The sequence below is a fragment of the Colwellia sp. KS18-150 genome, from assembly GCF_057551365.1.
In genome coordinates this window covers 69,254-81,584 of sequence record NZ_BAAJMC010000017.1, presented here as the reverse complement: position 1 = coordinate 81,584, position 12,331 = coordinate 69,254, and the positions used below count along the sequence as shown (strand labels likewise).

Here is a 12,331-nt window from a genome sequence, read left to right as displayed (position 1 = left end):
TTAATTTTGAAAGGTTAACCTAAATGATTTAAATAGGCCTAAATTACATAAGATTACATCTTTAATGCTGTAATAAAGGTGTAAAGTCTTGTATAATTCGGCTCGAACTTGCGCTTTCATATGGAAGTATCTGATCCAAAAGAAGTTCTTTGATTCAAGCTGATTTTTTAAAATGCTATTATATAGTATTAAACTCTTCAAGTGACAGAGGGACTGTTCTGTTAATTAAAGGAGGCGGGCTAGTTAGCCAGAAAAATAGCTATATCTACAGCCAGCTTTATAAGCAGTAAGCATAATTGGAACGTTACTGGAACATTAACATGTACATATTTTCTTCAGCTGTTACAGCTTTTTGCTTTGCCTTTTTAGCTATAAAATTTTTCAAACCTGTTGCAATAGAAGTTGGTTTGGTTGATAAGCCAAATGAGCGAAAGCAACACTCAGGTCATATCCCTTTAATCGGCGGTATTTCTATATTTTTAGCTGTTTTAGCAGCTAGTCTCCTGTGGTTACCAAATACTCAAGAACTTCGTATGTATCTTATAGCATCAGCTATGATGGTGTTTATTGGTGCTTTAGATGATAAGTTTGATTTACGCGTACGTGTTCGTATAGTTGGTCAAATTATAATCGCAAGTCTTATGATTTATGGCGTCGGTGGATATATTTCTAATTTAGGAAACTTATTTGGATTTGGAAATATTACTTTAGGTCCATTAGGAATTATTTTTACTTATGTAGCAATAATTGTTGTTATCAATGCTTATAATATGATTGATGGTATTGATGGATTAATTGGTAGTCTTAGCATAAATACTTTTACTTCAGTTGCTATATTATTCGTTATGAGCGGACAAACTGATTATTTAAGTTATCCATTGATTTTAGCTACAGCGACAATTCCTTATTTGATGTTTAATTTAGGTGTTTTTGAAAAGCTTATCGATAAAAAAACTAAAAAGATTTTTATGGGTGATGCTGGAAGTATGTTTGTAGGTTTAAGTGTTATATGGTTATTGACTATGGGAACACAAGGTGATCTAACTTCCTTTCGACCTGTAACAGCATTATGGATATGTGCCATACCTCTTATGGACATGTTATCTATCGTAGTACGGCGTTATAAAAACGGTAGATCACCGTTTAAGCCTGACAGAGACCATTTACATCATATCTTGCAAAGAATAGGTTATAGCTCACATAAAACGTTAGTCATTATTTCATGCATTGCAGCAACGATGTCAGGGGTAGGTCTCATAGGTGAATATTTTCAGGTTTCAGAAGTCATTATGTTATCTGGATTTATATTGTTTTTTGTGTTTTATCATTTACTTATGGGCTACTATTCACCCCAACGTTAAAGTAAAAAAATCGTAAAACATTTAGGTTATCGACAAGTTGGAAGTGTGTTGATAAAATTAATGGATTATAAGTCCCCAGTCATATTTTCAAATAACTGTAGAGTGTTGATATAAAATGTTACAGATAAACTCAATAAATAAGAATAAAGGTTTCAGCTTAATGGAGCTAATGATTGTATTGATTATATTAGGCTTGTTAGGCTCTCTTGTTGCGCCTAAGTTATTTTCTAAAGTCAGCTCATCTAAAAAGAAGACTGCAGTAGCTCAAATGCAAATGTTTGAAACCGCCATTGATACATACCGTCTTGATATTGGCACGGTACCGTCTAGTTTAGAAGAGTTACGCTCTAGTAATAACCCTAGTTGGGATGGTCCTTATTTACCAAAAGCGATCCCCCTAGATCCTTGGGGTAAAGAATATATTTACATTGTACCTGGCTCAAATAATATGCCTTACGATATTAAATCTTATGGATTAGATGGAAAAGAAGGTGGAGAAGACGAAAGTGCAGATGTAATTCATCAATGATTGAATTAACAAGTACATTAAAAAAACGTTTCAAGATCAGCCAAGCTGATCTTGATAAAGGTAAAATGTATCAAACGCGTAATGGCGGACGTTTAGAACAAATCTTAGTAAGCATGGGGTGTCTCACGGAAGATGATTTAGCTCCCTTGTATAGTGACATACTCCAACAACCACTGTTTAATGTAAATAATTGGCAAGAGTGGAAAGCCGATGATTACCTTAACGAAGATTTACTTTTCTTAAAATCTAAAGATTGGCTTTTGTTATCTGAAGAAGAAACCATCGATGGACGACTTTGGACACTAGCTTGTAAAGATCCTTTAAATTTAGATGTTGCTCAATACCTACAAAAGCGTGGTATAGAAGCTAAAGTTTTTATTGCAACAGAATCTGATTTACAAACATTTTTCTTTGCTATTCAGGCAAGTGACGAAGAATTGGTTGACAATGAAGAACTCAGTGGAGATGAAGAAGCTCGCCTTAGAGAACTTGCACTAGAAGCTCCAACAGTTAATTTATTAAATACATTAATTACTAAAGCATTAGCTCGTGGTGCTTCTGATATGCACCTTGAGCCTCATCTTGGAAAATTTAGAGTACGGTATAGAATTGATGGTGTATTACATGAAGTGGAAACTTTATCACCGAAAATGAAATTACCTATAACTACTCGCTTAAAGATCCTATCGGGTATGGATATCGCCGAAAAGCGCAGACCTCAAGATGGAAAAATTGAGATGCGCATTGCCAATCAAGAGCTTGATATTCGTGTTTCTGCTTTACCTTTAAATGATGGTGAAAGTATTGTACTGAGATTTCTTCGTAAAGAATCTATTAAGTATGATATGTCAGTTTTAGGGTTGTCTCAAGATACCCAAACACTTATTCAACAGGACTTAAAGAAAACAACGGGAGTTATTCTACTAACTGGGCCAACAGGCTCAGGTAAAACAACTACTCTTTATACTTTTTTAAATGAATTAAATAATCCTGACGTAAAAATCATTACTCTAGAAGACCCTGTCGAATACCAGCTTGATGGAGTTAATCAAGTTCAAGTTAATCCTGATATTGGTTTTGATTTTGCAGCTGGTATTCGATCTATTGTTCGACAAGATCCTGATATTATTATGGTTGGTGAAATCCGTGATGCGGAAACTGCTAGAATTGCATTACAATCTGCCCTTACTGGCCATTTAGTTTTTAGTACAGTACATACCAATGATGCAGCAAGTGCTTATACGCGTTTACTGGATTTAGGTGTTGAAGAATTTTTATTAAATGCAGCGTTAATTTCTGTTGTTGCTCAACGACTTGCGAGGAAATTATGCCATCATTGTGCAACTCCTGAAGAGAATATAGAACAACTCAAACTAAAGTACCCATTAGATGAAATTCAGCATAAATCAAAGCTTGAAAACGTGACTATTTTGAAAGCTAATGGTTGTGACAAATGTAACGGTTCAGGGTATAGAGGTCGTATTGCAATTAATGAATATTTACGATGTGATGACGAAATAAAACAGATACCAAAAAATGATCAATTTATTTCAACAGCACAAAAGTACAATGACTCTCTAGAGCGACGTAATCTATTACAAGATGGTTTATATAAAGTTCTACTAGGTGTTACGACTATTGATGAAGTATTACGAGTCGCTGGCTAATGGATTTTGAATATAAAGCTATAGATCAGCAAGGTGAGCGGCACCTTGGCAGTATAGAAGCGATCGACAAAACTTCGGCACAAAAAAAACTAATAGCAGATGGGCTGCAACCTATTGAGCTTAATGAGTTGAATACAAATACCTCGTGGAGGAGCTTGTTTTCTAGTTCTGTAGGCCTTAACGAGTTAGAATTTTTTACTTCACAATTAGCATTACTTCTTGAAAGCGGTGTGAGGGTTGATAAAGGCATAGATATTATTATGCAATCTAATGCACATCCTGCATTGTCTAAGTTATTAAGTAAAATTTCTGCAATGTTAAAAAAAGGAACTTCATTAAGTGAGGCTTTTTCAGAACATCCAGATTTATTCAGCCCTCTTTACATAAGTTTGCTAAAGATAGGTGAATCTTCTGGTAACTTATCTGAAGTATTAAATAGGCTTTCTGCTGACTTAAAATTTCAAAAAGAATTAAAAGCACAAATTAGTCAAGCATTAACATACCCTAGTGTAATAATGATGGTATGTCTTGCTGCTGTATATTTTGTACTAACTTTTATAGTTCCCAAAATGTCAGGAATTTTTACTGATTTGACTCAAGCTCCTTGGTACACGCAATTGATTATTAATGTCAGTAGTTTTTTTGTAGAAAACGAAATTTATATTCTAGGTGGTATTGGGCTAGGTTTGCTTTCTTTGTTTTATGCATTTAAACAAATTGCATTTAAAAATTGGTGTTATGTTAATTCAGCGAAAATACCGGGCGTAAGTAAAATTATTCTAACAGCTGAACGTATACGTTTTTCATCTTCTATGGGAATGATGTTAGAAGCAGGGGTGCAACTAGACACTACATTAGAACTTACATCTTCTACCCTGAAACATCCAGATCTCCAACGAGATGCAAAACAAGCATTAGCCCAATTAAAATCAGGTAAACAGTTAAGCTTTGTATTATCTAAAACTCAGATATTTCCTGAGATATTTTTGTCGATTATCAAAGTAGGTGAAGAAACTGGAAATTTACCTAGAGTTTTTAACGAAGTCGCCAATAGAAGTCGTGTAGATCTAGATGCAGTGGTAAAAAAGTTAACCACTATTTTAGAACCTTTAATGCTAGTTTTTATGGGAGGTTTTGTTGGTGGTATTGTTATTTCAATGTTGATGAGTATGGTCTCAATTAACGATGTACCTTTTTAATTTTGATAGGCACATGGTAGTACAATCGTCTGTACAACAACGTAAACACAATGGTTTTTCATTAATTGAGTTAATGGTTGTCATGGCTATTATGGCTGTATTAATGAGTTTGAGTGGCGGGTTAATGCAAAAAAGTATTAACCAACAAGCAAGACAAGTTGAATTAGAACAAGTAATCCAATTATTTAAAAAAATAAGCTATCGTGCATATTATGGAGGCGGTGCTATTCAAGTTAACCTTGAAAAAAATCAAATGCAAATTATGTATGTTACTGAGCCAGCCATGGAAATTAATGAGTTTAATTCTTCAATTAATGATATACCAAACATTGACAATGAAACTCAAACGCATGATATAGAAATAATAAATTTTGATCAACTTGTCTTTGTTGCTCAATCTTTTAATGTTTCCGCCAAAGGGGTAGTTAGCCCAAATCAATTTCAAGTATTTTGGTTTAACGAAATTAAAACTATTGAGTTTACTTCTTTATACACAGAGCTTGATTTATAATGAAGCATGTACTTAATAAGTTAGATAAAAGTAACGTAAAGGCTAATATAAAATGCTTAAATATGCGTTTAGTCGCAGCTCGTAAACCATCCTCTGGTTTCACTCTGATTGAAGTACTTATTGCTTCGGTAATTTTATTTTCAGCGTTGGCAATAACGGCTGAATTATTCTCAGCATCGAGTTTATCTGCTCAAAAGGCAAGTGATAAGGCACATTTTTATCAAATTAACCCTATTGCGATTACTGCTATAAAAGCTCAAATTAGATTACTAACTAAAAATAGAAACCTTGAAGAGTTATCAAACGAACTAAGTGTTTCTGGAATATATTATCAATGGCAAGCTAAACGTGTAGCCTTTGCACCAAGAGCTCCTGAATATGATGATATTGCTCGACCAACTCCTCAGTTTGGTTTGTTTGAAGTGAATGTGACTGCCCAGAATACAAATACTAATAAAACCGATGAGTTCCAGTTTAAGGCAGCGACATGGTAAGTTATGTGAAAAAATCTCAAAGCACAGGATTTACCTTAATAGAATTAATGCTGGCAACGTCATTATTAATGATAGTGATGTTTTCTGGGTATTACGCTTATAGTTTATATAGTCAAAAATGGCAAAAGCGAGTACAAGTATTTTGGTATAACACGGAACAAGCGACCGCGTTAGATAGTTTACATAAAATTGTCAGCTCGGCAATCCCCTATATTGTTAATGCCGAAAATGGTAATCCTCGCATGTATTTTAAAGGAACTAGCTCTAGTATGAGTTTAATAAGCAATTCAGCTATTTTTACTGATAGTCCTGCCTTAATACATTTACAACTAGAAAGCATACCAAATAGTGATAATCATAATTTAATTTATCGAGAACAAAGTGTTAAAAGTAACCTGATTTTAGATATATCACAACAGGGCGTCTGGCAACATGAAATTATATTGTTGTCTAATATAACTGATTTTAATTTATCTTATTTTGGCTGGCAGTCATTAGCTGACGCTATTAGCAACGATAATGATGAATCTATAAATAAAGAAGATGGACGGGTATGGTATCAAACTCATAATAGTGATGTTAGTAGACTTTTACCGGAACAGTTACAAATCACTTTTACTTCTAAAAAGGGCATGAGTAACTTTCAACTAGCCCTCCCACAACATAGTTTGTATCGTTTATTAACCTATCTTCGAGAAGACATATGATGAGAAAAATTAATTCAACAATAGGGTCGGGTGCTAAAAGAGTTCAAGGAATTGCACTTATACAAGTGTTGATTATTTCAATTATTCTAACTATGTTAGGGATTTACATCAATCAAACAGTACGTTCGCAAATTAGTGTTGTTAGTTTAATGAAGAATTCATTCGGACTCAATTTAGCACTGGAAATTGTAGAAGCAGACTTATTACATGCCTTGTTAACGAAAGCTCGTTATAAAAATAGTAATAGTGAAAATATTCTAGTTCAGAAGTGGAATTTTTATGGTGAGCCTTTTTTGATCGATGATAATACCGTTATTACTATTCAAGATTTATCTGGGTTACTTAATTTAAATCTTCTAAATAATACTATTGCAGCCAATTTCTTTGAACTTAATGAACTTTCAGATGACAAAGTAAGGACGTTTCTAGACTCTTTAGCTGACTGGAAAGATAAAGATGATTTAAAGCGGCTCAATGGAGCGGAAAGTCATTACTACCAGAATGCTCAACAACCTGGTCCACGTAATGCTTATTTACAAACAATATCAGAAGTTGAAAGTATTAAAAATGGCCATTTATTAAATTATAAGCAATGGAGTCAATTCTTTACTTCAGAAATAATTCCTAACTTTAATCCTTTAAATGCTCCAAATGCCATTTTAAAAGCTTACTTAAATAACGCTGCCTCTTATGAAGAGGTTCTACAATTAAGAAACTCGGGTATGTTAACTAAGCTAAGTTTTTATCAGGCTACATCTATTGATGAAGGAGAGTATATTACTTTTGCAACAAGCGGCTTGTTAAAAGTAACCTTGCTTGTAAAAGGACAAAACAATAAACTAAGTAAAGAATTTGTAGTAGACTTGCGACCTGGCTCCCAAACAAGACCTATTGTCATTAGTCATATAACTTGGAATCAAGTGTGAATTTAGCGTTATTTATAAAGCAACCTATATTGAAGAAAATATTACTTAAACAGTTGGCTTATTATGCTAATGGTTGGTACGTTTTTGAAAATAAAAAATTATCGAATGATCTAGAAAATATTGATAATCAAGAAGCCTGTTTTTTCAAACAAACAGAAAAGAATAATGCTAAGGTTGTTATCGTCGCTAAGGCACACTACCAACAGACGTTGCAAAGTTATACATCCATAAGCAAAAAAGAATTACGTCAAATTTTACTATTACAAAAAAGCAATGAAAACACTGCAGCTACAATATTTCAAATAGCTGTTAATGCAGCAATTGATGGTTATGATATAAAAAAGACTACTTTCGACTCTCGCTTGTTAAATGAATTAGGAGAACAACGAGTTCTTATTCCTGAAACAGATTTATTTTGTTATCAAAATGAGAGCCAAAGCGGAACGAGACCAATTTGGTTGTCAACTATTGAAACTCCAGTTGGTACATTATTCGCAAGTTGTTTTGGTGATAAATCTTCAAGTTCTTACGCTAAAGGTTTGATTTCAAATGTAGAAGCTTTCAAACTAAGTTCTGGATTACCAGCAGACATAATCTCGAATAATGTTGCCAAAGAAGATTATGCTAATTTTCTTTTTACGTGTTTTACACAAAGTAAGATTGATGTTCTGTATAATAAAATCGCATTTAATCCAAAGAAATGGTTTAAAGCTATAGATCTGCATCTGTTGTATTGGGCACCTTTAATAACGGCCAGCATATTTTACATTGCAACTAACAGTTATTTATGGATAAAAAGTAACAACATTGAAAATGAGTTGTCTGATCAGGGGGAAGCTATTTTGGAATTGCTTGAATCAAAATACAAACAAGATCAGCAGCGCCAGTTACTTAATATGCTCAATAATGAGTTTTCAAAAACTGTTACAGTACATCAGCATTGGTCATTGATTTATCAGCTCGTTGAAAGTGGTATGGTTATCAGTCGGTTTAATTATACACTGAACATATTGACTATAAGAGGAAAAGCCCCTAACGCAACTAAAGTTTTGACTGAAATATCTAAAAGCCCATTCGTTGTTAGCGCCACTTTTAAAGGTGCAGTTCGCAAATCTAAAGGTAAAGAATCTTTTACCTTAGAATTAATTCCAAATAATATAAGTGATGAACGGCCAATCAATAAAGAAACTTCTGGCGACATGAAAGTGAAATTGAATACTGAAGGCAAAGATACAATATGAAGGCAGATATTATAAAATATCAACACTATTTACTCATTCTATTGGCCCTTTTGCTTGCGAATTACCTTTTAGTTCCTCTTTCTGAACTTCAAAGTGAGCAACAAGAAACATTAAGGTTGTTACAGAATAAACAGCATAAAACAAAAACGCTTATTGATGTAGGTATATCATCCGATGAAAATAAACAGCTATCACGTTATTTGAAAAACTCTCATGATTATTTATTTGTGCAAAAGAATGAAGCAGAGTTCAAGCAAATAGTACATGCAAAGCTTGAAGAATTATTAAACTCAGCAGATTGTAATGTTTCAAGAATTGGCTTTAAAGGTAATCAGAATGTTCTACCTAAGATACAAAAATGGCACATGGAAATACGCTATAAAGGTGATGCCGATTGTTTAGTTAAAACTACGCGGGCAATTGAAACTGTTAAGCCATATATAAATATTGAAAATTATAGCTATAGCGCTAGAGATTTTGATAAAACAGCTCGTTCTGAATTTATTGCGTCTTTAAATGTTAGTGTTTGGTATAAACAGACTGATTTAAATAGCTCTAATGTGGGTAAGGAGGAGGGATGAGGATCGTTGCAATATTACTATCAGTAATGGTTTTTACTTATTTAACTTATTCGTTGTTAGTTCAAAAAGACAATACCCCAAAAAAAGAGTCTTCATTAAATGCGTCTCAATTAATTGTTCCTGCATATATTAGTGACGAGCCCTTAGAGGTAGAAAAAGTTTGGCAGCAACTTAAGTACGATCGTTTGAAGTCTAAAGAACCCAAAGATAAACAAACCGATAGTAATAAAAAAAATAAAGGCATACTTACTTTTGGAGATAAAAAATATACATTGTACGGTATATTTAATGGAAAAGAAGTAAATGATACAGCTGATGCTATGAAGAACAAAAGTCAAGCTTTTATTTTGATAAAAGTTTTGAATGAGAAAAGTAGCTCTGACGAGTCTCAATTACTAAAAATAATGTACGGAGAAGAATTGTTAGAAGGAGTCTTTTTAACTTCTGTAACTAATAACTCCATAAGCTTTAAACAAGATAATAACTTAATTGAGTTCAAATTGTTTAATATAAAAAAATGATGCAAAACTCCTAATGTATTTATCACTGAACGCAAAGTGATAAGTTTATATAAAATTTTGGAAATCAACGACGTGAATAAAATAATGGCAACAATCAAAACCTCCTTACTGGTTGATAGCAAACAAAAGTTTAACCATAAAGCGTTAACACAAGGAAAATTGTATGTATTAGTAGCCTTAGCTTTTTTTGTTACTGGCTGTAGCAGTACAATGATGAACCCTAACCAAGAGGTAGAAGCCAATAAAGTTGTTATTGAAGACTCATTTCTAGAAGAGAAAGAATCACCCGCAACTGATATTCTTGAGAAGAACACGGTAGAAGATAAAGGGGATGCTGAATTTGTTCGTTTAAATAGTTTAGACAACAACAAACAAGGATTAAAACTTGAAGTAGATTTATCTAAACAGTTTGATGGTAAAGAACAATTTCAATTATCTGTAAACGAATTACCCCTTAACGACTTTTTACACTATGTCTTAGGGGACTTACTTGATGTTTCTTATTTAATTGAACCGAGTGTAAAATCAAATGTCAGTCCCGTTACGTTAGAGTTAAAAAACTCTGTTTCAGCAAAACGTTTATTTCAGCTTGTTCAACAAATTCTAAGTCAAAACCAGGTAGCGATTGCGCTTAATGATGAAGTGTTTTATGTACATCAATTAGAAAGTAAAACAAATAAATCGTCTAAAGCATTTGGTTTTGGACGTGAAATGGTTGATGTTCCTAATGTTTCTGGTGAAATAATTCAATTGGTACCTCTTAAATTCGGTACTTCTCGAGGTTTGAGAACAACGATAAGTGACTTGGTTGATGCAAAAGTAACTATAGATGCTGCTCAAGGGTTGTTAACTGTAGTCGGAAAAAGAGAACAAGTATTGAGAACATTATCGTTAGTGCACTTACTTGACAGTAGTGGTATGAACGCAAAATCAATTGCATTATTGAGTTTTAATTATATCGATTCTGGTACTTATATTGAAAAAATTTCTGAACTATTAGAACAAGAAGGAATTATCTCAACCAAAGCGTTAAATAAGTCAATCAGTGTTCGTTTTATTCCTATTGAGCACTTAGGAAAAGTTGTTGTTTTTGCTAGTTCGGATGAAATTATTGATAGAGTTGAGTATTGGACTAAGCAACTTGATAAGCCTGCTAGCGGATCAGAACAAAGTTTTTATACATATCACCCTCGTTATGCTCGTGCAGCTGACTTAGGAGAAAGTTTAGCACCATTACTTGGTGGTAGTAGTTTTAACCAAAACAATCGTCAAACACAAAGCAGTGCTATAAATGTTAATAATACCTCTACTACTCAAAATAACCGACGAAACACAAATGCTGTTAACGTTGTGCAAACTGTTGACGGAGATAATATTAGATTAGTTGTTGATGAAAGATCTAATGCACTTATTTTTTATTCTACAGGTAAATTTTATCAAGAATTGCTACCAATAATCAAAAAGCTTGATGTAATGCCTAAGCAAGTAATGCTTGAAGTTGTAATAGCTGAGGTAAAGTTAACAGGGAGCTTCTCAAAAGGTGTAGAGTTTGCAATTCAAAGTGGTGGACTAGGTGATACTACTAAAGATTTTAGTTATAACGGTACTGATGGATTTGGATATTCTTTGGTTGGAGTAAATGGTAACTTAAATATTAGCTTAAACCAAAAAGATGGTTTAGTTAATGTATTGTCGAGACCAACTTTATTGGTTCGTGATGGTGTGTCTGCGTCTATCAGTGTAGGTGATGATATACCTACCGTTGGCAGTACTACGTCTGATCCTATAAATGGCGAGCGAGAAACAACCACCATACAGTATCGTAATACGGGTATTGATTTAGTTGTAACACCAACTATTAATGCTCAAGGTACTGTAATTATGAGTATTGAGCAAAATATCTCGAATATATCTACTGACGGAATCGATATCTCAGGCTCTCCATCAATTTTCGAACGAAAAATATCAACAGAAGTTGTAGCTGGTGATGGTCAATCAGTGTTACTTGGAGGATTGATCAGTGAAAATAAAACCTCAAGTGCCAATGCCATACCTTTTTTGGGTGGTTTACCCGTGATTGGACATTTGTTCAGAAGTGATGCAGACTCATCAGACAAAACAGAGCTAGTGATACTAGTAACACCTAAAATCATTAACAATGTAAGTGAGTGGGATCGTATAAGACAAAGCTTTATGGTTGGGCTAGAAAACATTGAGTTTTAAAGTGGTATGTACATAAAACTATATTGAATTAAAAAGTGATGGATTTTTATGCATAGAGTATTCAATTATAAAGAAAAAATTGCGTAATTTTTTTTAATTTTTTATGTTAATACACTTGAAAACAAAATAAATACAAGGTAACTTGTCAGGTGATTACTATATGCTAATAAAGTATACGTTCATTTGCTTATGTCATCCTTTTTGTTCTAAAACAAGGTGGGTTAAGCGCTAATTAATTTATGATGAATAATATTCTTATATATAAGTAGATGGTAAATTTTAAAATCATATATATGAGATTAAAATACAGGTGAGTAAATAGGGTAAAAAGCCCAGTTTTTTGAATAATTGGTTGTTTAATCGACATAATT

The 12,331-nt window shown here is 33.2% G+C and carries 12 protein-coding genes; all 12 read left to right on the top strand.

Annotation, left to right across the window (positions count from 1 at the left end; genetic code table 11):
* Nucleotides 1-320: 320 nt before the first annotated feature.
* The 12 genes from wecA to AC27IF_RS16155 all read left to right on the top strand — a co-directional run bounded on the left by wecA (nucleotide 321) and on the right by AC27IF_RS16155 (nucleotide 11,960).
* Nucleotides 321-1,361, top strand: a complete 1,041-nt coding sequence (gene wecA, locus AC27IF_RS16210; protein ID WP_487055383.1) for a UDP-N-acetylglucosamine--undecaprenyl-phosphate N-acetylglucosaminephosphotransferase — start codon at nucleotides 321-323, stop codon at nucleotides 1,359-1,361.
* Nucleotides 1,362-1,476: 115 nt separating this feature from the next.
* Complete coding sequence (gene gspG, locus AC27IF_RS16205; RefSeq protein ID WP_487055382.1) at nucleotides 1,477-1,890, top strand: type II secretion system major pseudopilin GspG; 414 nt, start codon at nucleotides 1,477-1,479, stop codon at nucleotides 1,888-1,890.
* A complete protein-coding gene (locus AC27IF_RS16200) occupies nucleotides 1,887-3,557 on the top strand; it encodes a GspE/PulE family protein (RefSeq protein ID WP_487055381.1) in 1,671 nt (556 codons plus the stop codon). The genes gspG and AC27IF_RS16200 overlap by 4 nt, the downstream gene beginning before the upstream one ends.
* Nucleotides 3,557-4,756 carry a type II secretion system F family protein gene (locus AC27IF_RS16195; protein WP_487055380.1) on the top strand — a complete coding sequence of 400 codons (1,200 nt, stop codon included), beginning with the start codon at nucleotides 3,557-3,559 and terminating at the stop codon, nucleotides 4,754-4,756. The genes AC27IF_RS16200 and AC27IF_RS16195 overlap by 1 nt, the downstream gene beginning before the upstream one ends.
* Before the next feature lie 13 nt (nucleotides 4,757-4,769).
* Nucleotides 4,770-5,267, top strand: a complete 498-nt coding sequence (locus tag AC27IF_RS16190; RefSeq protein ID WP_487055379.1) for a type II secretion system protein — start codon at nucleotides 4,770-4,772, stop codon at nucleotides 5,265-5,267.
* A gap of 62 nt (nucleotides 5,268-5,329) precedes the next feature.
* On the top strand, nucleotides 5,330-5,761 hold the full coding sequence (locus AC27IF_RS16185; protein WP_487055378.1) for a type II secretion system protein: 432 nt from the start codon (nucleotides 5,330-5,332) through the stop codon (nucleotides 5,759-5,761).
* 5 nt (nucleotides 5,762-5,766) lie between these two features.
* Nucleotides 5,767-6,468: a PilW family protein gene (locus AC27IF_RS16180; protein WP_487055377.1), complete on the top strand. Its 702-nt coding sequence runs from the start codon at nucleotides 5,767-5,769 to the stop codon at nucleotides 6,466-6,468.
* A complete protein-coding gene (locus tag AC27IF_RS16175) occupies nucleotides 6,465-7,394 on the top strand; it encodes a hypothetical protein (RefSeq protein ID WP_487055376.1) in 930 nt (309 codons plus the stop codon). The genes AC27IF_RS16180 and AC27IF_RS16175 overlap by 4 nt, the downstream gene beginning before the upstream one ends.
* Nucleotides 7,391-8,635 (top strand): hypothetical protein, encoded by a 1,245-nt coding sequence (locus AC27IF_RS16170; protein ID WP_487055375.1) that lies wholly within the window; start codon nucleotides 7,391-7,393, stop codon nucleotides 8,633-8,635. The genes AC27IF_RS16175 and AC27IF_RS16170 overlap by 4 nt, the downstream gene beginning before the upstream one ends.
* The gene (locus AC27IF_RS16165) at nucleotides 8,632-9,216 is read left to right on the top strand and encodes a hypothetical protein (RefSeq protein ID WP_487055374.1); all 585 of its coding nucleotides are present in this window, start codon (nucleotides 8,632-8,634) and stop codon (nucleotides 9,214-9,216) included. The genes AC27IF_RS16170 and AC27IF_RS16165 overlap by 4 nt, the downstream gene beginning before the upstream one ends.
* A complete protein-coding gene (locus tag AC27IF_RS16160; RefSeq protein ID WP_487055373.1) occupies nucleotides 9,213-9,737 on the top strand; it encodes a hypothetical protein in 525 nt (174 codons plus the stop codon). Before AC27IF_RS16165 ends, AC27IF_RS16160 begins: the two co-directional genes overlap by 4 nt.
* Nucleotides 9,738-9,809: 72 nt before the next feature.
* Nucleotides 9,810-11,960 (top strand): secretin N-terminal domain-containing protein, encoded by a 2,151-nt coding sequence (locus tag AC27IF_RS16155; protein ID WP_487055372.1) that lies wholly within the window; start codon nucleotides 9,810-9,812, stop codon nucleotides 11,958-11,960.
* The last annotated feature ends 371 nt before the right edge of the window (nucleotides 11,961-12,331 follow it).